A 20,234-nucleotide genomic window follows, 5' to 3' on the forward strand; every position below is an offset into this window, starting at 1 on the left:
AAGGTCCCGTCGGCGGGGGACTTGTGGCGGACGGAGAGCCCGGCCCGGGCGGGGGATCCTGGGACGGACCGTCCGCCTTCGCCTTCGCCTCAGTGTCAAGGAGCGCCATGTCGTCCACTCCCGGGTCCTCCGCACCCAAGTCCCTCGTCCGACGGGTCCTGCAGGGGCTCAACCGTCCGGAGGTGGCGGTCCTCCTGGAGTCGGACAACCTCCTGGTGCAGACCCCCGTGGCCGACGAGGTCTGGGACCCCGGCAGCGAGCAGACGGTCACGTGGTGGGTCGTGGGCCAGGCCGGCGACGTCGTGGACATCGAGCTCGTCACCATCGAGGGGACACAGGCCCGTACGGCGGCCGTCCTGGCCGGGGGCGTGGAGACCAACGACCGCCGGGCCACCGTCACCGTGCCCGAGGTCGCCCCGGGCAGTTACCGGGTCCTGGTCACCTCCGCGCAGGGGATGCTGGACGCCTACAGCCAGCCGATCACCGTCACGGCCTGACCGGCCCCGCACCGGCAGCGGGCTCCGCGGGCCCGGTCGCGTACCGGGTCCGCAGCTCGGACACCACCCCGAAGACGGCCGCGGTCAGCGGCACGGCGAGCAGCATGCCGAGGATCCCGGAGACGCTCGCGCCGGCCGTGATGGCCAGCATCACCACCGCCGGGTGCATCTGCACCGTGCGGCTCTGCACCATGGGCTGGAGCACGTACCCCTCGATCATCTGGACCGCCAGCACCAGGCCCAGCGCCCACAGGCCGGTCACCCAGCCCCGGTCGGCGAGGGCGACGAGGACCGCCACGGCGCCCGACAGGAAGGCGCCGAGGTAGGGGATGTAGGCGGTCACGAACACCAGGGCGGCCAGGCCCACGGCGCCCGGGACGTCCAGGATCAGCAGACCCGCGCCGATCAGCACGGCATCGACCAGGGCCACGAAGGTGGTCCCGCGCATGAAGCCCTCGACGGCCCCGTAGGCGCGCCGCCCCATCGCCTCCATCAGGTCGCCCGAGCGGCTCGGCACCATCGAGCGCAGCGTGCCCACGGCCCGGTCGGAGTCGCGGAGGAAGAAGAAGATCAGCACCATGGCCAGCAGGGCGGTGGCGATCATCGTCCCGACCACGCTGAGTCCGGTCACCACGCCCGAGGCGGCCGATCCGCCGAACTTGGCGAGCAGGTCCTTGGAGTTCTTGGCCACGTCCTCCAGGGAGGTGCCGAGCGCCCCGAAGTGCTCCGCGAGGCTCTCGCCGGCCCGCCGCAGGGCGTCGACGATCTGGTCGCCCGTCTCGATGAGCGCGAGGACGACGACGTACGAGGCCCCGCCGACCACGGCGACCACCGTGAGGCAGGTGAGGGCCGCGGCGAGCGAGCGGTTGACCTTCATGCGGACCAGCCGCCGGTGCATCGGCCCGAGCAGGGCCGTGCCGAGCACGGCGAGCAGGACGGGCGTGACGACCGACCGGAAGACGGCGCAGAGCCACACGACGAGGGCGAGCACGGCGGTGACGAGGAGGACGACGGCGCACCAGGCGGCGAGTCGACGCACGGGCTCGGGCAGCAGGGGAGTCGGCACGGCTGTATCCAAGCACGGCCGCGGCCCGCCGCCCGGGGGTCAGTCCAGCGGGTCGGGCTCGGGTTTGGAACGCTCGTCCAGGGCGAACCAGGTGGACTTGCCCTGGCCGCGCGGGTCCACGCCCCAGTCGTCCGCCAGCATCTCCAGCAGCAGGACGCCCCGCCCGCTCGAAGCCATCTCCCCAGGATGCCGCTTGTGGGGCAGCTCGTCCGAGGCGTCCGCGACCTCCACGCGCAGCCGGCGCGAGCCGAGCTCGCCCACCGCCTCGGCCATCAGCAGCGCGTCCCCGTCGGTGTGGACCAGTACGTTCGTCACCATCTCGGAGACCATCAGCACCGCCGAGTCCACCTGCTCGGGGTCCGCCCAGTCGTGCAGCAGCTCCCGGACCTGCTGACGCACCCCGGCGACCCGCTCCGGCTCCGCCTGGGCCACCGTGGTCATGGTGCGCCTGGCCGGGTGCGACGGGTGCGACGGGTGCAGCAGCGGCGACGTGCAGCCGCAGCCCGCGCCCTCCCGGCAGAGCAGCACCACGGCGATGTCGTCCTCGCGCCGGTCGGCCAGCGGGCCCGTGGTGTGGTGCGAGGAGGGGCCGTGCACCGCCTGGACCAGCAGGTCGGCCAGTCTTTCGAGGTGCCGGGGCTCCAGGTGCGGGGCCTCCCCGTCCTCGGGGTCGTGCGTCTGGGACTCCAGGATCGCCCGCAGCCGTGCCCAGCCCGTGTCGAGGTCGTGCCCGCCCGTCTCGATGAGCCCGTCGGTGCACAGCATCATCGTCTCGCCCGGTTCCAGGGTGAACCGGGTCGTCGGGTAGTCGGTGTCCGGGACGATGCCGAGCGGCAGCCCGCCCGCCGTGGGGCGCGTCAGCACCGTGCCGTCCGTCATCCGGATCGCCGGGTCGGGGTGCCCGGCGCGGGCCACCTCCAGCAGGCCGGTCCGCGGATCGCACTCCACGTACAGGCAGGTCGCGAAGCGCGGGCTCTGGAAGTCGGGGTCCTCCTCGGCGGCGGTGGCCGTGTCCTGCTCGGAGCACAGCCCCGCCAGGAAGCGCGAGGCGCGCGAGAGCACCGCGTCGGGCCGGTGCCCCTCGGAGGCGTACGCGCGCACCGCGATCCGCAGCTGGCCCATGAGCCCGGCCGCCCGTACGTCGTGGCCCTGGACGTCGCCGATGACCAGCGCGAACCGTCCCGACGGCAGCGGGATCATGTCGTACCAGTCGCCGCCGACCTGGAGCCCGCCACCGGTCGGCACGTAGCGCGCGGCGATCGTCATACCGGGGATCTCGGGGCCCAGCTGGGGCATCATCGACCGCTGGAGTCCGGTGGTGAGCTCCCGCTCGGATTCGGCCACTCCGGCGCGCTGGAGTGCCTGCGCGAGCATCCGGGCCACCGTGGTCAGGACGGAGCGCTCGTCGGGGGAGAAGGACACCGGGTGCTTGAAGGCGGCCATCCAGGCGCCCATCGTGCGCCCGGCGACGATCAGCGGCAGGAAGGCCCAGGAGATCCGGCCGAAGCGCTGGGCGAGCGGCCAGGTGGCCGGAAAGCGTCGTTTGTAGTCCTCGGGGCTCGGAAGGTAGATCGCCCGCCCGGTACGGACGACCTCCGCGGCCGGATAGTCGGTCCGCAGCGGCATGTCCGCGAAGGGGCCCTCGTCGCCGGGACTGTGCCCGTGGTGCCCGATGATCGACAGCCGGTCGCCGGACACGCCGAAGACGGCCAGCCCGTCGGGGATGAACCCGGGCATGGACAGCGAGGCCGCCACCCGCAGGACCTCGGCCGTGGAGCGGGCCTCGGCCAGCGCCCGCCCCGCGTCGAGCAGGAACGCCTCGCGCGAGCGGCGCCAGTCGCCTGTGATCGGGGTGTGCACGGCCGTGGTGCCGGGCTGGGCCTCGGCTATCTCCTGGATGGTGCCGATCAGCTCGTAGTCGACGCGGCCGTCCGGGCTCCGGTTCTCCAGCGGCTTCGAACGGCTCCGTACGGTGCGCAGGACCCGCCCGTCCTCGTCCATGATCCGCAGCCGGGCCTCGGCGAGGGTGCCCTCGGCGACCGCCAGGTTCACGATGCCGTTGATCTCGTTCCAGTCCACCGGGTGGAAGCGTGAGCGCACGGCGACCTCGGGCAGCGCGACGGGCTCGGCGGGCAGCCCGAGCAGCCGGGCGGCCTCACCGTCGAGGGTGACCGTCCCGGAGGCGTTGTCCCATCGCCACAAACCGGTCGCGATGGCGGCCAGGACGTCCTCTGTGCGCACTTGGTCATCTTTACAGGTCATACGGCCGTGGTGCCTGTTCACCACCCCTGTACGGGCACCCTCGCGGCACGCCCGCACGGGCCCCCGCCCCGGACGGTAACCTTGGGACGGTTGAATCCACCCTGGTATCACGTAGAACTGGATGACTGATGCATCGGTACAGGTCCCACACGTGCGGCGAGCTTCGTGCCTCCGACGTCGCCTCCGACGTCCGGCTGAGCGGCTGGCTGCACAATCGTCGAGACCTGGGCGGCATCCTCTTCATCGATCTGCGTGACCACTACGGCATCACGCAGCTCGTCGCCCGTCCCGGCACCGCCGCGAACGAGGCGCTCAGCAGCGTCACCAAGGAGACCGTCGTCCGCATCGACGGCAAGGTCGTCTCCCGCGGCGCGGACAACGTGAACCCCGAGCTCGCCACCGGCGACATCGAGGTCGAGGTCACCGCGGTCGAGGTGCTCGGCGCCGCTGCCCCGCTGCCCTTCACCATCAACACCGACGACGGTGTGAACGAGGAGCGGCGCCTGGAGTACCGCTTCCTCGACCTGCGCCGCGAGCGCATGCACCGCAACATCATGCTGCGCTCGGCGGTCATCGCCTCGATCCGCTCCAAGATGGTGGCCCTCGGCTTCAACGAGATGGCGACGCCGATCCTCACCGCGACCTCCCCCGAGGGCGCCCGTGACTTCGTGGTCCCGTCCCGCCTGAACCCGGGCAAGTTCTACGCGCTCCCGCAGGCGCCGCAGCAGTTCAAGCAGCTGCTGATGATCTCCGGCTTCGACCGGTACTTCCAGATCGCGCCCTGCTTCCGCGACGAGGACGCCCGCGCCGACCGTTCGCCGGGCGAGTTCTACCAGCTCGACGTCGAGATGTCCTTCGTCGAGCAGGAGGACGTCTTCCAGCCGATCGAGCGGCTGATGACGGAGATCTTCACCGAGTTCGGCAAGGGCCGCGAGGTCACCTCGCCGTTCCCGCGGATCCCGTTCCGCGAGTCGATGCTGAAGTACGGCAATGACAAGCCCGACCTGCGTTCCAAGCTGGAGCTCGTCGACATCACCGACGTGTTCGAGGGCTCGGAGTTCAAGGCGTTCGCCGGCAAGCACGTGCGCGCGCTGGCCGTCCCGGACACCGCCGCCCAGCCGCGCAAGTTCTTCGACGGCCTCGGCGAGTACGCGATCTCGCTGGGTGCCAAGGGCCTGGCCTGGGTCCGCGTGGGCGAGGACGGTGGCCTGACCGGCCCGATCGCCAAGTTCCTCACCGAGGAGAACGTCAAGGTCCTCACCGACCGTCTGGGCCTGGCCGCCGGTCACGCCGTGTTCTTCAGTGCGGGCGAGTTCGCCGAGGTCTCCAAGATCATGGCGGGCGTCCGCGTCGAGGCCTCCAAGCGCGCCGGACAGTTCGAGGAGGACGTCTTCCGGTTCTGCTGGATCGTCGACTTCCCGATGTACGAGGCCGACGAGGAGACCGGCAAGATCGACTTCTCCCACAACCCGTTCTCCATGCCGCAGGGCGGTATGAAGGACCTGGAGGAGAAGGACCCGCTCGACATCCTGGCGTGGCAGTACGACATCGTCTGCAACGGCATCGAGCTGTCCTCCGGCGCCATCCGCAACCACGAGCCCGAGGTCATGCTGAAGGCCTTCGAGATCGCCGGCTACGAGGCCGAGACGGTCGAGCGCGAATTCGCGGGCATGCTCCGCGCGTTCCGCCTCGGCGCCCCGCCGCACGGTGGCATCGCCCCGGGCGTCGACCGCATCGTCATGCTGCTGGCCGACGAGCCGAACATCCGCGAGACCATCGCCTTCCCGCTCAACGGCAACGCGCAGGACCTGATGATGGGCGCGCCCACCGTCCTGGAGGAGTCCCGCCTGCGCGAGCTGAACATCGCGCTGCGCAAGCCGGTGGAGACCAAGACCACCGAGCCGGTCGAGAAGTCGGTCAAGCCGCACCAGTAGGCCGTCGTACGAGGAAGGGCCCGGGATCCGTACGGATCCCGGGCCCTTCCTCGTGGTTCAAGGGGTCTAGAACTTCTCCAGGAGGCCCTTCAGGAGGGCGGCCGAGGTCAGTTCGGTGGGGGCGGGGCCGGCGTGGAAGAAGCCGGCGTTGTCGGCGTCCAGCTTGCGCAGGAAGTCGAAGGCCTTGGCATCGGTCTCGCCGAAGGCCACGAACTGCCAGTGGATGCCGGGGGCGGTGACGCCCGCCTCGGCCAGGGCGGCCCTGGCGGGCTGCCGGTTGTCGGGGGCGCCGTCGGTCTGGAAGACGACCAGGGCCGGGCCCTCGCCGCCGTCCTTCTGGTAGCGCTCCACGACCGCCTCCACGGCGACGTGGTAGCTGGTGCGGCCCATCCGGCCGAGCTCCGCGTGCCGGGCCTCGACCCAGGCCTCGTCGTACGCGTCGAGGGCCAGGTCGGCGGTGCCGTCCACCTCGGTGGAGAAGAACACCGTGTGCACGGTGGCGTTCTCGTCGAGGTGCGCGGCGAGCGCCAGGGCGTGGTCGGCGAGGTACTGGGCGCTGCCGTCCTTGTAGAACGGGCGCATCGACCCCGACCGGTCGAGGACGAGGTACACCGTGGCGCGTGCTCCGGCCTTCGCCTTGGCACGCAGCACCTGACCGGCGGCCTTGTACGGGGCCGCGAGCGGGGGCGCTTGCCGCTTGAGGGCGGCGAGGGAGAGCGCGGGCGCTCCGACCTCCGCGTCGGCGGCAACGGCCAGGGGCTCCGCCTCCGCCACCTCCGGCGCGGCTGCGGCAGCCGCGAGCGGCTCGGCTTCCAGCTCCGCCTCGGGGGCGACTGCTTCGGCCTCGGCCTCGGCCGGCTCCGCCTCGGCGGCGATCGGGAGTGGCTCGGCGGCCGCCTCGGCCTCCGGCTCGGCCGCGGTGGCCGGTTCGGCCTGCGGCTCGGCAACGTCGGCGTCAGCGGTGACGGTCAGCGGCGCCGCCTCGGGTGCGAGTGCCTCGGTTTCGGCTTCGGTCTCGGCGGCGACAGCCAGCGGCTCCGCATCGGGCGTGGCCTCGGCGGCGGGTTCGGCCTCCGCCTCCGCCTCCGCCTCCGGTGCCGGCGCTTCGGCTTCGGCCTTGGCCGGCTGCGCCTCGGCGGCGACTCCCTCGGACCGGGCCGGTTCCGGTGCGGCGGCGGGAGCTTCCGGCGCGGCCGGGGCCGGTGCCGGGGGAAGGGCGGAAGAGCCCCCGGCAGGGGACCGGCGGGCCTCCGGGACCGTGGGGTCCGGGGCGGGGGCCGGTGCCGGGGCCGTGAGGACGGTACCCGGTTCGCGGTCCCGGGGAGCGGACTGAGGAGGAACGGTGGGGTTGTCGAAGGAAGCCGCGACCAGTTCGGCCGCCGCGTCCAGTGGAGTGCGTTCGGTCTGGCTCGGAAGGGACGCCGAAGGGGCGCCGGTCGTCTCCGGAACCGGTTCAGCGGTCCGTCCGAACACCTTGCGCAACAAGCTCCGAATACCCATGGGCCAGGCCTTTCGCATGAGTGCGTGCGTCATTTGTCCGTGCTGCGCGGTAGATCCCTGCCCAGAGTGGACACGTAAGGTTATCGGCCCCTTGGCTGGAACTTCGGCAGGGTCGCCTTTCGTGGCGCCCACTGCCCAAACACACCCGTTCCGCACCCGAACTCCCGCCCCGACGTGCCGGATTCACCGGCCGTTCATCCGGCCGCCGCCGTTTCGGCGCAACCCGGGCATAGCGTCACCGACGGATTGTTCCGACACGTTGTCGGGGACCGTGCATCTACGGAGGACACTCGTGCGCAAGCTCCTGCCGCTCATCGGCACCTCTCACGGGGGCGGCCGTTCCGCTCTCACCTGCCGCTACCGCTGCGGTGACGCCTGCTTCCACGAGGTGCCGAACACCAGCGACAACGAGTACGTCGGCGACGTCATAGCCCGCGCCTACTCCCGCCGCTCGATGCTCCGCTCGGCCGCCGTCGTCACGGTCGCCTCGGCCGCCGGTACCGCCCTCACCCTCAGCGGCAACGGCTCCTCCGCCAGCGCGGACCCCACCGCCGACGCCCGGACCGCGGGCGGCGTGGGTGGCAGCACCGACGGCGCCCGGGGCCTGCGCTTCAAGGCCGTGGCGCCGAACACCGCCGACCAGGTCTCGATCCCCGAGGGCCACGAGCAGAACGTGGTCATCCGCTGGGGCGACCCGATCGTCAAGGGCGCGCCCGCCTTCAACTCCGACAAGCAGACCGCCGCCGCCCAGGCCGGTCAGTTCGGGTACAACAACGACTTCCTGAGCCTTCTCCCGCTCGGCGGCGGCTACGAGCGCCAGCAGCTGCTCGTGGCCAACCACGAGTACACCGACGAGAACCTCATGTTCAAGGGCTACGACCCGGCCAACCCGACCCGCGAGCAGGTCGAGATCGCCTGGGCCGCGCACGGCCTCGGTGTCGTCGTGGTCCAGGAGGACCACCGCAGCGGCAAGCTGACCTCGGTCAACCGCCACCAGCTCAACCGCCGCCTCACCGCGACCAGCGTGTTCAAGCTGACCGGTCCGGCCGCCGGCTCCGACCTGGTGAAGACCTCGGTCGACGCCACCGGCACCAAGGTGCTGGGCACGCTGAACAACTGCTCCGGCGGCACCACCCCGTGGGGCACCACGCTGCACGGCGAGGAGAACTTCAACCAGTACTTCGCCAACGCCGGCCAGGTCGCCGACGCCACGGAGGCCGCCCGCCTGAAGCGCTACGGCGTGACCGCCGGTGCCACCGAGCGCAAGTGGGAGCGGTTCGACAAGCGCTTCGACGTCCTGCAGGAGCCCAACGAGTCGCACCGCTTCGGCTGGGTCGTCGAGCTGGACCCGTACGACCCGAACTCCACCCCGCGCAAGCGCACCGCGCTCGGCCGCTTCAAGCACGAGGGCGCCCAGCCCCGCCTCACCGAGGACGGCCGTCCGGTCGTCTACATGGGCGACGACGAGCGCTTCGACTACTTCTACAAGTTCGTCTCGTCGAAGCAGATGAAGAAGGGCGACTCCCGCGCGGCGAAGGAGCACAACCTCACGCTGCTCGACGAGGGCACCCTCTACGTCGCCAAGCTGACCGGCGACTCCCCGGCCGCCGAGATCGACGGCACCGGCAAGCTTCCCTCCGACGGCCAGTACGACGGCTCCGGCGTGTGGATCAAGCTCCTCACCTCCTCCCCCTCCGGCAACGTCTCGCACGTCGAGGGCATGACCGCCGAAGAGGTGGCGGTCTTCACGCGCGAGGCGGGCGACAAGGTCGGCGCGACCAAGATGGACCGCCCCGAGGACATCGAGCCCTCCCCGCGCACCGGCCGCGTCTACGTGGTCCTGACGAACAACACCGACCGCGGCAAGCCCGGCAAGGAAGGCGCCACCGAGGCCAACCCGCGCAACCTGAACAAGCACGGCCAGATCCTGGAGCTCGCCGAGAACTTCGACGACCCGGCCGGCGACGGGTTCGCCTGGCGCCTCTTCCTCGTCGCGGGCGACCCGAACGACCCGGCTACCTTCTTCGCGGGCTTCCCGAAGGACAAGGTCAGCCCGATCTCCTGCCCGGACAACGTGACCTTCGACCCGCACGGCAACCTGTGGATCTCCACGGACGGCAACCAGCTCGGCTCCCACGACGGCCTGTTCGGCGTCGCGACCGCCGGTGAGCGCCGTGGTGAGCTGAAGCAGTTCCTGACCGTCCCGCGCGGCGCCGAGACCTGTGGCCCGCTGGTCCAGGACAAGCGCGTCCTGGTCTCCGTCCAGCACCCGGGCGAGATCGACGGCGCGTCCGTAGAGAAGCCGCAGTCGGTGTGGCCCGACGGTCCCGGCAAGATCGTCCGTCCGGCGGTCGTCTCCGTCTGGCGCAAGGACGGCAAGAACATCGGCGTCTGAGTCGACATCGGCCGAGCCGAGGTGAGTTGACGGGGCGGCGCGGTGGATGTTTCACGTGAAACATCCACCGCGCCGCTCAACTCCCGTCCGGCAGACGCCCCACCGGTAGCTGGAGCGTGGTCACGGCGCCCCCGTCCGGGGCGTTGGCGAAGCCCAGCGTGATGTCCAGCACCGCCGCCTGTCCGGCCACGATGGTCAGGCCCAACCCGTGGCCGCGGCCGCGTCCCGGATCTCCGGTGCGGAAGCGCTGCGGGCCCCGTTCGATCAGCTCGGCCGGGTAGCCCGGCCCGTGGTCGCGTACGGTCACCAGCGGGCCCGTGACGTTCACCTCGAGCGGCGGCTGCCCGTGCTTGTCGGCGTTGACCAGCAGGTTGGCGAGGATCCGGTCCAGGCGGCGCCGGTCGGTGAGCACCACCGCGTCCCGCTCGATCCGTACCGAGACGATCAGCCGGGTGCTCGCCACGGCCCGTTCCACCGCCCGTCCGAGCTCGACCCGGGCCAGGTCGGCCCGTTCGACGCCCGAGTCCAGCCGGGAGATCTCCAGCAGGTCCTCGGTGAGCAGGTGCAGGGCCTTCAGCCGGTCGTTGATCATTTCCTTGGGTCGGCCCTCGGGCAGCAGCGCCGCCGCGGCCAGTGAGCCCGTGAGCGGGGTGCGCAACTCGTGCGCCACGTCCGCCGTGAACCTCTTCTCCGCCTCCAGCCGGCCCTGCAGCGATGCCGCCATGGAGTCGAGCGCGTGCGCCACGTCCCGGACCTCGTCGCGGGAGCGCGGGCCCGGGCCCGGTCCGTCCGAGGGGAAGCCGACGCGCGCGTCGAGGTCCCCGGCGCTGATCCGGCGGGCCACGGCGGCCGTGGTGGAGAGCCGGCGGCTGATGCGGTCGGCGAGGAAGAGACCGGCCAGGGCCACCACTCCGGCGGCGAGCACCGCGGACACGAGGATCGCGGTGTCGATCTCCCGGAGCCGGTCGCGGGTGCTCCCGTAGGGGATCCAGACGGCGAGGGCCCTGCCGTCGGCGGGTCCGGCGGCCCACATGACGGGCTTGCCGTCCTGGGTGCCGACCATGCTGCCCGTCAGTCCGCGCGCGACCAGCCGGCGCAGCGGATCCGGCAGCCCGGGCGGGTCCAGCGCGGTGCTCCCGCCCGCGTGCGCGGTGCCGTACTCGTACTGGCTCAGGGCGTAGTCCAGCTCCCGGTCCACGTCCTTGCGGACCTCCCCGAGGAGCTGGTGGGCGACCACGTTGTGCACAAGGATGCCGAGCGCCGCCGCGACGGCGCAGCACACCGCCGTAGTGGTCATGGCGATCTTCCAGCGCAGGCTGCTCGACATCCGCATCGTTTCCCGGCCGCTCACCCGCTGCTCGGGCCCGGGCAGCGGGTGGAGCCGTCCCCCGTGCCGGGGCATTCGTCGAGGGTGAGCTGGGAGAGGTTGAGGATCCCGGCTTCCGGGTCCCACACGTAGTCGGAGATGGAGACCTTCTTCGGGTTCGAGGTCGGCTCGCGCACCGCGAGGTGTTCGGCGGCCACCTCCACGCCCTCCAGCACCCCGCGCCGGGACAGGACGCGGGCGATCGTGCCGTCGTCCTGGACGGTGTAGACACGCAATTCGCTGACCCGGCCGTCGATGTCCAGGGCGGTGATCAGCTCGTCCCGGCCGTTGCCGGTCACATCGGCGAACACGGCGGGCCGTACGGGGCACTGTGGGCCGCCGTCCACAGCCTGTGTACAGAGCGCGAGCCGCTGGATCGCCCGCGGGTCGACGAGCCGTCCGGTGCCGTTGTCCGCGGCGGTGGCGGCCGTGATGTCGGCGCGGACCACCGCCAGCGCGTTCACGCTCCGCATGGACAGGTCGGGGACCTTGGCGAGGCCCGGGACGGCGGTGGCGGTGCCGGGCTGCTGGCCGGGGCCCGGGGGTTCGGGGCGGATGTCCTTCCACAGGCTCCGGGGGGCGTGCGCGGTGCCGAGGTCGCCGTCGTCCCGCAGGCCCTCCACGTCGGCGCACCCCGTGGCCGCCGCCAGGGCTGCCGCGAGGAGGATGGGCCGGCTGAGCCGGAGGAGGGCCATACCCCGATGCTCCCCTGGCTCCGCCGGGTGGGCCCGGGGGCGGGGCCATTGGGGGGACGGGGGGGTGCGGCGCCGCCGGGCGCGGCGGGCGGGTGCCGGGTCAGGGGTTTGGTCGTGCGATGGCGCGGGCCGCTGTCAGTTCCTGGCGGACCGGGGAGAGGACCGAGGGGAGTTCGGGTGCGAGGGGTTTCGGGGGGTGGAGCTGGGACGGGGAGTCGGCGTGGCGTACACCGTGGGCCAGGGCGCGGAGGTCCTCGGCGATCGATGTGACCTCCGGCTGGTCCGGGGGTTCGGCGCCGTGGTTGACCCGGACCCGGGCCGCCGTCGTCGCATCGACGATCCGCTCCACGGCGACGACCAGCGGCCACCACGCGGCGGCCCGTTCACCGGTCGGCGGCGGCTCGGTCAGCGCCCGCTGGAACTCGCTGCGCACGCCCGACAGGTCCCGGTAGATCCGGCGGCGGGCCTGGAGCCGTGCGGTGCGGGCCGCGCGCAGGCCCTCCTCCGTGTCGGGGAGGGGGCCGAAGGCCCGCTCCACGTACCGGGCGGCGTCCTCCACCGTGTCGGCGAGCCGGTCGCCGATCCGGGTCCGCCAGCTCTCGGGCCACATGAGGTAGCCCGCGACCAGGGTGATGGCGCAGCCGATCAGGCTGTCCAGGAGCCGGGGCCGGATCAGGTCGAAGCCCTGGTGGTTGAGCAGGTCGGAGAGGAGAAGGATCACCGGGGTGATCGCCGCGGTCTGGAAGGCGTAGCCGCGGACGGAGAAGGCCGGGATCAGCGCGGCGAGGACCACCATCACCGGTACGTCCCACCAGCCGCGCGGCACCTCGGAGAGCACGGCGGCGGCGATGACCAGCCCGACGGCGGTGCCCAGCGCGCGCAGCACGGCCCGGGAGAACACCGAGCCGAAGTCGGGCTTGAGGACGAAGGTGACGGTCAGCGCGACCCAGTAGGACCGCTCGATCTCCACCACCGACACGAGGGCCTGCGCCAGTCCGATGCAGAGCGCGAGCCGCAGCCCGTACCGCCACGAGGCCTCGGAGAACATCATGTCGCGTACCGCCCGGCGGGCCCGGACCCCCAGGGCGGAGGGCCGGCCGAGCCGGTCGTCGACGTTGTAGGGGTCCGGCTCGGCCAGCAGCACGATGGTCGCCGCGTGCCGCAGGGCCGCGTCCAGGGCCCGCTCGGACTGACTGCCCGGTGGGGGCAGGTCCAGTACGGGGGTTCCCGTGCGGCCGTCCTCGACGGCGGCCGCCAGTTCCCGTACGGCCGCCGGGATCACGGGGGAGAGGGGTCGGCCGAGCAGGTTCGCGGCGGGCGCGGCCTCGACCAGCGGGATCAGCACGTTCAGCTGGGCCAGCAGCCGCACGAGCGAGGGGCTGCGTCCGTGCACCCGGGCCCGGCGGCCCAGCACGAGGTCGTAGGCCTCGTTCAGGGCCTGGGTGACCTGGTGGCGGCGCTCCTCGTACGCGTATCCCGGCCCGCCCGCGGTCTCCAGGCTGTCGGCCACCGCCCGGTAGGCGGCGGCGACCGCGGAGCGCTCGGGCTGCCGGCCGCGCAGCGGCCAGCCGAGCAGGGACAGGGCCAGGACGAACAGTCCGCCCGCGCTCAGCAGCAGCGGAGCCGTCCACCAGGGCTGGGGCATCGGCAGGCCGGCGCCGACCACGGAGTACAGCAGCAGCATCAGCCCGGAGACGGAGGCCACGGTGCCGATCGAGGAGATCATGCCGGAGACCAGGGCGATCGCGGTGAGGACGGCGACCGTGAGCCAGCCCTGCCCGAAGACCAGGGTGCCCAGTGCGACGCCGACGGCGCCGAAGAACTGGGGCACGGCGATGTTCAGGACGCGCATCCGGTAGGCGTCGGCGGTGTCGCCGATGACCCCGGACAGGGCGCCCATGGAGACGAGCGCACCGTACTCGGGCTCGTCGAGTGCGAAGCCGACCGCCAGCGGGAGGGCCATGGCGATGCCCGCACGCAGGACGGCGGCCCAGGGGATCGGCGCGGTGCTGGGCCGCAGCCCCTTCAGCAGCCAGCCGGGCGGGGCCGGCGGACGGGTTCGCCCCTGGATGTGCCGGGACGGCCCGGACGATATGCCTTCGGTGCGTTCGGTACTCATTCCCGCTTCCGTGCCGCCGCTCGCGAATCGGTTCTTCTGTGCTGTTCCGCGGATTTGAGCGCGAATCCGTACCTTCCGAGCTTATGGGGTGCGACGCAATCGGCCCGTCAGCCAGGCGGCCAGCGCGGCGGCGAGCCCGACGGCCAGCACCACCCAGACGGTGGTCCGCAGGAACGCGGTGAGCGCGTCGTACACCGCTTCGGCGGCCGCCCGGTCGATGTCGGCCGGCAGGTCGGCCAGGGTGAGATGGCGGCACAGGACCACGGCCAGCCACAGCAGCAGGGCCCCGGCGGCCAGTCCCAGCCCGGTGGCCAGGACGGCACGGCGACGGCGGACGGCCACCGCGACGGCCGTCGCGGCCAGCACCACGGTGAGCACGGGGAGCCAGACCCCGGCGATCTGCAGCATGCGGAAGCCCTTCCGGAGCGCGCCGAGGTTGTCGTACTCCATGACCTTCACCGAGAGGTGGGTGACCGGGATGCGGTCGGCGAGCGGCACCCCGTTGTCGACCAGATCGTTCTTGACCTGCGCGATCACGGGCGCGAGGTCGATGGTCACGGCGTTGCCGTGGCCGGTGGTGAGCGCCTCGAGGAAGGCGCCGTGGGCGGCGTGGTTCGCGGCGTCCCAGGCGGTGCGGTAGGCCGGGGTGCCGACGAAGGAGTGCAGGGCCTCGCCGAGGAGGGTGTCGACTCCACCCTGGAAGGGGCCGGCGTCGATCTGGCCGGAGAGGGCGTGGCCGGCCTGGGTGACGACCACGTTCTGCACGGCGGGGTCCGATGCGAGCGGGGACATGGCCTCGGTGTACCGGTCGGCGTTGCCGAGCTCGCGGTCGGCCCAGTACGCGACGGCGCTCGCGGGCACCAGGAGGGTCACGAGCGCGATGAGTACCGCCGAGAGGAAGTTCCGCACGTCACCAGGGAACGGCGGGCGGACGTGCGGCGCGAGCGGGATTGCTGCGGGTGGGTGGCACATGTCGCCCTTGCGTGAATCAATCTGGATATCTAATATCCAGATTATGAAGATGAGTGAGGGTGTCGAATGGGCCCTGCACAGCTGCCTCAACCTGGCCTGGGCCGGTCCGGACCGGGCGGTGTCGGCCGCGCGGCTGGCGGCCTGGCACGAACTGCCGGCCGCCTACCTGAACAAGCAGCTCCAGGCCCTGGTCCGGGCGGGGATCGTCACCTCCACCCCCGGTCCGCGGGGCGGCTTCCGGCTCGCGCGGCCGCTCGACGCCATCTCGCTCATGGACGTGGTCGCCGCCGTCGAGGGGCCGGACGAGGCCTTCCGGTGTGCGGAGATCAGGCAGCAGGGTCCCGGTGGCGGCGAGGAGCCGCCGGCGGCCGACTGCGCCATCGCGCAGGCGATGGGCCGGGCCGAACTGGCCTGGCGCCGCGCACTGGCCGGCCAGAACCTCGACGAGATCCGGCAGCAGGCCGAACGGCAGGCCCCCCGGGCCCCCGAGCGGCTCCGCACGTGGCTCGCCACGCGCTGAGCGGTCCGGGGCCGGGCCGGGGCCCGGACATCCACAGCCTTTGGACAACTGACTCAGGAGCTTGGAATGACGCGCAGCATCACCAACCCGGCAGAACTCCACGACCCCACCGGCTACGGCTACAGCCACATCGTCACCGCGCCCGGGGAGCAGGTCTTCATAGCCGGCCAGTACGGCTCGGACGGGACCGGACACGTCGTCTCCGACGCGTTCGACGCCCAGGTCGGGCAGGCCTTCGCCAACCTCCGCACCGCCCTGGAGGCAGTGGGCCTGGGTCTTGACGACGTCGTCCGCATCGGCACGTACGTCGTGGGGCACGACCAGCGGAAGCTGGAGGTCCTGCTCAAGCACCTGCACGCCGCGTGGGGCACCGCACTGCCCGCCCAGACGCTGATCGGGGTGGCCGCCCTGGCCCTGCCGGACATGCTCTTCGAGATCGACGCGGTGGCGGTGCGGGCGGCCACCGCGGAGTGATCCGCCGGGCGCCCCGGCGAATGATCCAGTTGCCGGTCGGGGGTGGCGGGTGTGCCCTGGATGATGGGAGAGAGGAGCCCGTCATGGCACATGTGGCACCCACCGCCCCCGGGCGGCACGAGCGGACGGCGGCCGGTACGACGCACACGAGCAGGGCCACCCTCGCGCGCCCCCTGCTCATGGGACTCGTCTACGGCGTCTACGCCGCCTTCATGAAGCGTCAGATGGGGCCCGTCGACGCGGGGAACGTCTTCTACGGGATCCTCTGCGGCGCGGTCTTCGCCGCCTGCCTGATGGCTCTGGCCCGGATCGGACCCAGGCTCCAGCAGGAGCCGCACGCGGCGGCCTACGGAATCTTCGGCGGCGTCGCCTTCGGCTACCTGTACAGCCTGGCCGACGAATCCATCCTGAAGAGTTCGGGTCTGGGCCTGCTGGTCGGCGCGGGCGTCGGCCTGGCGGCGTTCTACCGGTACCACGCGCGTCGCGCCTGAGCGGGCGCTCCGGCCGGGCCGGCCAGGTACTTTCGGCCGGGCACATGCGGACGAAGGACCGAGGTGAGCGGGTGGGCGGGTGAATGAGACTGGGGGAGGCACCGGTTCCCGTGCTCCGTGGTCGAACCTCACGTGACCACTCTCCGTTGCCGAGGGCGCGGGAACCGGTGCCTCCTCATGCCTGTGCCTTCAAAGGCTCAGCCCGTGTCGGCCAGCCCTGTGTTCGGCCAGGCCAGGCCAGGCCGGTCAGGCCTGTTCGGCCGGACCCTCCGCGGTCCGGGGCTCGGCGGTCCTGGCCGGCTCGGAGTCGGTGTCCGGTGTCCGGCGGACGGGCGCGGTCGAGGGGGTCGACGGGGAGAAGCGGGACGCCTCGGCGCGGAGCATGGCGTTCAGGACCAGGTACGGGTCGAAGGGCATGGCGGAACCTCACGGTGTTCGGGGTGTGGGGGGAGGCGCGCCGGTTCACCGGGTCCACCGAGGTCATCGGGGCTCACCGGGTCCGCTGGGCGCGTTGCTGCTGCTCGGCCTCTCGGCCCGCTCAGCAGCGCAGGACCACACTCCGTAGCGCACGCAGGGGCGCCGCAGTGGTGCTCGCCCCCGCCGCGCGTGGGGCGGGCTCCCCGGACCCGGGGTGTTTCACGTGAAACACCGGCCGCCGCAGGTCCCCAACGCCGGGGATCCCGCGCGCGGGCACCCGTACCGCCAGACGCACTTCGGGGTCACCAGCCGGATCGGCCGGTCCCTCGGTGGGCTCCGCCGGGGCGGCGGGGGCGGAGCGGGAGCCCTCGGCCGTCGCGAGGGACGGTCCGGACGGGCCGGCGCCGAACACGCACAGCAGCACGACGCAGAGCACCGTCAGGGACGCCCTCAGGGCCCTGCTCCGTGCCGTCAGCACCCGCCGTGTCCCGCTCATGCGGAGGGTGTGCCCCGACACGCGGGCCAACTCCCCACCGGGACGGCAGCATTCCCCCGACCGGGGGACGAAGACACCCCCCACGGCTGACAGGTGGCCGAGGGGGGTGTCCGTTCCGAAGAGCGCCGGCCCCGGTCAGCGCGGGGCGCGGCGGTGGCCGGTGAGGCGGGCCAGGACGGCCGTCTCACCGCTGATCAGCCGGAGCCGGGCCCGGCCGGACGGCTCCGGGCGTCCGGAGACCCCGGTGGGGGAGACCCGGTACACGGTGAACACGGCCGTACGCCGGTCCGCGCGCGGCACCTCGATCGTCTGTCCGCGCCGGACCTCGGTGAGCCGGGGCAGGTCCCCGGAGACCACGGCGGTGCCGGGCGAGCCCGGGGCCGGGCCGGCGGAGTCCCAGACGGCGTCGGCCGCGTCCCCGGGCCTGGCGTCCGTACGGCCCGCCCCGCCGTCCGACGCGCCGGGCGAGGCCGTGCCCGCCAGCGGTACGTCCACATCCAGGCTCGGGATGACCAGCCGGAGCGGCCGCGCCGCGGTCAGCGGCGTGATCCCCGACCGCACGGGCCCGCGGGCGCCCTTGCCGGTGGTGTGGCCGCCGGAGTGCTCCAGCTGCCGGGCCAGCCGGCGCGGGCCGGACAGCCCGAGTACCCGTGAGGGCAGGGCGTCGCCGGCGGTCGGCGCTGCCGGACGGCCGCCTTCGGTGGTGCGCAACACCCCCAGGCCGGTGCACAGCAGAGTCACCGTCAGTACGCCGACCACCCACTTGGCGCGGGGCATGGGAATCCCTCCTGGTCCGGCTCGGGCGGCCGGGTCCTGAGAGCAGTGGACCTCTCTCCGGCCCCCGGCACCGCGCGTAACACGACGAGTTGACGGCGCGTCATCGTCCGGGCAACCCCTGTGGGGGGCGTCTTCGCAGTTCGCGGCGGGTGGGCCGGGGGCGGACCGGTTGTGGGAGGCGTGCGCCCGAACGGGTGAGGGCGCCAGGGCCGGGTCTTGGGCGTGTCGGGTCGGCGGCGCGTTCTGCCACATGCGGAAACCCGTCGAACGGGACGACGTGACGGACCGTCCGCGTGAGTTGCGGAGGCGCACCGGACGGTTTGTCCTTGGATCATGAATGATCCCCACGCATATGCCCTGGCCATGGGACCCCGCTGTGTTCCGACCGGCTCCGGGGGCGGGTCGGCCCCGGTGTCCGGGCCGTCCACCACGCGCCGCGGCCGGCAACGGACCGCCTTCGCTCCGGCGGCCGGCGTGGGGGCCCGGGGCGAGACCCGGGTCCGGGAGGGCGGTGCAGGAGGCGCGGCAGACCGCCTCGCCCAGGCAGCGGCGTAGCCTGCGGACGGCACGGACGGGCCTCGCCGCCGCCGCGATCGCCTCTCAGCCCGCCGCTCAGTGCGTGGCGGCGCGCCGGTAGCGGACCTCAGGTACGGAGACTCCGTCCACCTCGTAGGCGGCGGCCGCGCCGTCGGCGTGGAAACCGGCCCGCTCGTAGAAGCGCCGGGCCAGGGTGTTGCCCTCGACCACCCACAGGCGCAGTCCGGGGAAGACGCCCCGCCGCAGGACCTCGTCCATGAGGGCCCGCCCGATGCCGGTACCGATGAGATCGGGCCGCGCGTACAGGGCGTACAGCTCACCCTCACCGGGCAGGGCCTCCCCGGCCTCCTCGCCCTGCACCGGTCCGTACGCCGCCCAACCGACGACCGACCCGTCGGGGGCCTCGGCCACGAGGTTGGTCGGCGTACCGGCCGCGTTCGCACCGGCGTGGGGCGTGCCGTGGAAGGACGCGCGCCGGCGCTCGGCGTCCTCGGTGGGGCTGAGCCGGTCGAGGTACGACTGCGGCATCAGGCCGGCGTAGGCGTGCCGCCATCCGGCCACGCGCACGGCGGAGACGGCGTCGATGTCGGTCCCGGTCATCTCGCGGACGCGGAGCCGGGGTTCACGCGTACTGGCGTTCATGCGCGGATTCTGCCAGGGGCGGCCGTCGCCCGCACCGGGAATCCTCCGGGCCTACGCGTCCAGCCAGGGCCTGCGTCCCGGACCGGTCGGGTGGGTGCCGGTGACGCCCATGACCACCGAGTAGAGGCTGGTCTCGGCGGTGATGAAGAGCCGGTTGCGCTTGGCTCCGCCCCAGGCGATGTTGGACACCGATTCGGGGACGTTGAGCCGCCCGAGCAGGGTGCCGTCCGGGTCGTAGCAGTGCACTCCGTCGCCCATCGCGGCCGCCCACAGCCGGCCGCCGTTGTCGAAGCGGAGGTTGTCGAAGCGGGCACCGCCGGCTCCGGCCTCCGCGAAGACCTTGCCGTCCGACAGCGTGCCGTCGTCGCGCACGTCGAAGACCCGGATGAAGCCGGCGCGGGTGTCGGAGACGAAGAGCTGCTGTTCGTCGGCGGAGAAGACGAGGCCGTTCGGTGCTTCGAAGCAGTCGGCCACCAGGCGCACTTCGCCGGTGCCGGGATCGATGCGGTAGACGTTGTTGGCGCCGATCTCGCTCAGCGCGACGTAGCCCTCGTAGTCGCTGGTGATGCCGAAGTCCGGGTCGGAGAACCAGATCGAGCCGTCGGACTTGACCGCGGCGTCGTTCGGGCTGTTCAGCCGCTTGCCCTGCCAGCGGTCGGCCAGCACCGTGACGGTGCCGTCGTGCTCGGTCCGGGTCACCCGCCGGTTGCCCTGCTCGCAGGTGACCAGCCGCCCCTGCCGGTCGAGGGTGTTGCCGTTGGTGTGCCCGGCACCGCGCCGGAAGACGGCGACGGCGCCGGTCTCCTCGTCCCACCGCAGCATCCGGTCGTTGGGGATGTCGCTCCAGATCAGCTGCCGCCAGGCGGGCACGTACACCGGCCCCTCGGCCCACCGGCATCCGGTGTACAGCACCTCCAGCCCGTCGTCCCCGTTCATGCACTTCCCGGTGCGAAAACGGTCGTCGAACTTCTCGTACATCGGCTGTCCGCTGGTCATGACGATCCCCCATCCCGTTTTAACCGAAGCTCCTTCGGCTCAATAGATAGCCTGCGAGATGTCATATGGCTTTCGCAA

Annotated in this window: 18 protein-coding genes; 6 read left to right on the forward strand and 12 right to left on the reverse strand. The window is 72.5% G+C overall.

The genetic code is table 11. The annotated features are described in order from the left end of the window. Window positions 1-107: 107 nt before the first annotated feature. A complete protein-coding gene (locus tag OG389_RS20070; RefSeq protein WP_328299845.1) occupies window positions 108-497 on the forward strand; it encodes a Ser-Thr-rich GPI-anchored membrane family protein in 390 nt (129 codons plus the stop codon). On the opposite strand, the gene OG389_RS20075 is transcribed toward OG389_RS20070, so the two are convergent. Next, window positions 487-1,563: an AI-2E family transporter gene (locus OG389_RS20075; RefSeq protein WP_328299846.1), complete on the reverse strand. Its 1,077-nt coding sequence runs from the start codon at window positions 1,561-1,563 to the stop codon at window positions 487-489. The two genes, OG389_RS20070 and OG389_RS20075, sit on opposite strands and share 11 nt — an antisense overlap. 39 nt (window positions 1,564-1,602) lie before the next feature. Beyond that, window positions 1,603-3,804, reverse strand: a complete 2,202-nt coding sequence (locus OG389_RS20080) for a SpoIIE family protein phosphatase (protein ID WP_328299847.1) — start codon at window positions 3,802-3,804, stop codon at window positions 1,603-1,605. 149 nt (window positions 3,805-3,953) lie between these two features. Between OG389_RS20080 and aspS the strand changes: the two genes are divergently transcribed. Then, window positions 3,954-5,759: an aspartate--tRNA ligase gene (gene aspS, locus OG389_RS20085; RefSeq protein ID WP_328299848.1), complete on the forward strand. Its 1,806-nt coding sequence runs from the start codon at window positions 3,954-3,956 to the stop codon at window positions 5,757-5,759. 66 nt (window positions 5,760-5,825) lie between these two features. Here aspS and OG389_RS20090 read toward each other — a convergent pair whose 3' ends face one another. After that, entirely contained in the window at window positions 5,826-7,259 is a 1,434-nt protein-coding gene (locus OG389_RS20090; protein WP_328299849.1) for a VWA domain-containing protein, read from the reverse strand. 292 nt (window positions 7,260-7,551) lie between these two features. On the opposite strand from OG389_RS20090, the gene OG389_RS20095 reads away from it, so the two are divergent. Further along, window positions 7,552-9,654 carry a PhoX family protein gene (locus OG389_RS20095; RefSeq protein WP_328299850.1) on the forward strand — a complete coding sequence of 701 codons (2,103 nt, stop codon included), beginning with the start codon at window positions 7,552-7,554 and terminating at the stop codon, window positions 9,652-9,654. Window positions 9,655-9,730: 76 nt separating this feature from the next. On the opposite strand, the gene OG389_RS20100 is transcribed toward OG389_RS20095, so the two are convergent. The 4 genes from OG389_RS20100 to OG389_RS20115 all read right to left on the reverse strand — a co-directional run bounded on the left by OG389_RS20100 (window position 9,731) and on the right by OG389_RS20115 (window position 14,743). Beyond that, window positions 9,731-10,987: a sensor histidine kinase gene (locus tag OG389_RS20100; RefSeq protein ID WP_328303935.1), complete on the reverse strand. Its 1,257-nt coding sequence runs from the start codon at window positions 10,985-10,987 to the stop codon at window positions 9,731-9,733. 14 nt (window positions 10,988-11,001) lie between these two features. After that, complete coding sequence (locus OG389_RS20105; RefSeq protein ID WP_328299851.1) at window positions 11,002-11,715, reverse strand: hypothetical protein; 714 nt, start codon at window positions 11,713-11,715, stop codon at window positions 11,002-11,004. 100 nt (window positions 11,716-11,815) lie between these two features. Further along, on the reverse strand, window positions 11,816-13,834 hold the full coding sequence (locus OG389_RS20110) for an FUSC family protein (protein WP_328299852.1): 2,019 nt from the start codon (window positions 13,832-13,834) through the stop codon (window positions 11,816-11,818). Window positions 13,835-13,915: 81 nt separating this feature from the next. Beyond that, entirely contained in the window at window positions 13,916-14,743 is an 828-nt protein-coding gene (locus tag OG389_RS20115) for a hypothetical protein (RefSeq protein ID WP_328299853.1), read from the reverse strand. A 112-nt stretch (window positions 14,744-14,855) separates the two neighbouring features. On the opposite strand from OG389_RS20115, the gene OG389_RS20120 reads away from it, so the two are divergent. The 3 genes from OG389_RS20120 to OG389_RS20130 all read left to right on the forward strand — a co-directional run bounded on the left by OG389_RS20120 (window position 14,856) and on the right by OG389_RS20130 (window position 16,291). Further along, window positions 14,856-15,326: an RrF2 family transcriptional regulator gene (locus OG389_RS20120; RefSeq protein WP_328303937.1), complete on the forward strand. Its 471-nt coding sequence runs from the start codon at window positions 14,856-14,858 to the stop codon at window positions 15,324-15,326. A gap of 66 nt (window positions 15,327-15,392) precedes the next feature. After that, the gene (locus tag OG389_RS20125; RefSeq protein ID WP_328299854.1) at window positions 15,393-15,800 is read left to right on the forward strand and encodes a RidA family protein; all 408 of its coding nucleotides are present in this window, start codon (window positions 15,393-15,395) and stop codon (window positions 15,798-15,800) included. An 83-nt stretch (window positions 15,801-15,883) separates the two neighbouring features. Further along, a complete protein-coding gene (locus OG389_RS20130) occupies window positions 15,884-16,291 on the forward strand; it encodes a hypothetical protein (RefSeq protein WP_328299855.1) in 408 nt (135 codons plus the stop codon). Between the two features lie 246 nt (window positions 16,292-16,537). Here OG389_RS20130 and OG389_RS20135 read toward each other — a convergent pair whose 3' ends face one another. From OG389_RS20135 to OG389_RS20155, 5 genes are all read right to left on the reverse strand, one after another. Continuing rightward, window positions 16,538-16,708, reverse strand: a complete 171-nt coding sequence (locus OG389_RS20135; protein ID WP_328299856.1) for a hypothetical protein — start codon at window positions 16,706-16,708, stop codon at window positions 16,538-16,540. 121 nt (window positions 16,709-16,829) lie between these two features. Beyond that, a complete protein-coding gene (locus OG389_RS20140; protein ID WP_328299857.1) occupies window positions 16,830-17,204 on the reverse strand; it encodes a hypothetical protein in 375 nt (124 codons plus the stop codon). A 135-nt stretch (window positions 17,205-17,339) separates the two neighbouring features. After that, window positions 17,340-17,981, reverse strand: coding sequence for a class F sortase (locus OG389_RS20145; protein WP_328299858.1), 642 nt, complete (start codon window positions 17,979-17,981; stop codon window positions 17,340-17,342). Between the two features lie 612 nt (window positions 17,982-18,593). Continuing rightward, entirely contained in the window at window positions 18,594-19,160 is a 567-nt protein-coding gene (locus OG389_RS20150) for a GNAT family N-acetyltransferase (RefSeq protein ID WP_328299859.1), read from the reverse strand. A 51-nt stretch (window positions 19,161-19,211) separates the two neighbouring features. Further along, window positions 19,212-20,156, reverse strand: a complete 945-nt coding sequence (locus OG389_RS20155; RefSeq protein ID WP_328299860.1) for an SMP-30/gluconolactonase/LRE family protein — start codon at window positions 20,154-20,156, stop codon at window positions 19,212-19,214. Window positions 20,157-20,234 lie beyond the last annotated feature (78 nt).

This window comes from Streptomyces sp. NBC_00435 (assembly GCF_036014235.1).
In the GTDB taxonomy this organism is placed as follows: domain Bacteria; phylum Actinomycetota; class Actinomycetes; order Streptomycetales; family Streptomycetaceae; genus Streptomyces.

Bases quoted from the DNA above. Each gene is read 5' to 3' on its own strand.
- OG389_RS20070 (WP_328299845.1), top strand. From the start codon at position 108: ATGTCGTCCACTCCCGGGTCCTCCGCACCCAAGTCCCTCGTCCGACGG.
- aspS (WP_328299848.1), top strand. From the start codon at position 3,954: ATGCATCGGTACAGGTCCCACACGTGCGGCGAGCTTCGTGCCTCCGAC.
- OG389_RS20090 (WP_328299849.1), bottom strand. From the start codon at position 7,259: ATGGGTATTCGGAGCTTGTTGCGCAAGGTGTTCGGACGGACCGCTGAA.
- OG389_RS20100 (WP_328303935.1), bottom strand. From the start codon at position 10,987: ATGCGGATGTCGAGCAGCCTGCGCTGGAAGATCGCCATGACCACTACG.
- OG389_RS20105 (WP_328299851.1), bottom strand. From the start codon at position 11,715: ATGGCCCTCCTCCGGCTCAGCCGGCCCATCCTCCTCGCGGCAGCCCTG.
- OG389_RS20110 (WP_328299852.1), bottom strand. From the start codon at position 13,834: ATGAGTACCGAACGCACCGAAGGCATATCGTCCGGGCCGTCCCGGCAC.
- OG389_RS20120 (WP_328303937.1), top strand. From the start codon at position 14,856: ATGAGTGAGGGTGTCGAATGGGCCCTGCACAGCTGCCTCAACCTGGCC.
- OG389_RS20125 (WP_328299854.1), top strand. From the start codon at position 15,393: ATGACGCGCAGCATCACCAACCCGGCAGAACTCCACGACCCCACCGGC.
- OG389_RS20130 (WP_328299855.1), top strand. From the start codon at position 15,884: ATGGCACATGTGGCACCCACCGCCCCCGGGCGGCACGAGCGGACGGCG.
- OG389_RS20135 (WP_328299856.1), bottom strand. From the start codon at position 16,708: ATGCCCTTCGACCCGTACCTGGTCCTGAACGCCATGCTCCGCGCCGAG.
- OG389_RS20140 (WP_328299857.1), bottom strand. From the start codon at position 17,204: ATGAGCGGGACACGGCGGGTGCTGACGGCACGGAGCAGGGCCCTGAGG.
- OG389_RS20145 (WP_328299858.1), bottom strand. From the start codon at position 17,981: ATGCCCCGCGCCAAGTGGGTGGTCGGCGTACTGACGGTGACTCTGCTG.
- OG389_RS20150 (WP_328299859.1), bottom strand. From the start codon at position 19,160: ATGAACGCCAGTACGCGTGAACCCCGGCTCCGCGTCCGCGAGATGACC.
- OG389_RS20155 (WP_328299860.1), bottom strand. From the start codon at position 20,156: ATGACCAGCGGACAGCCGATGTACGAGAAGTTCGACGACCGTTTTCGC.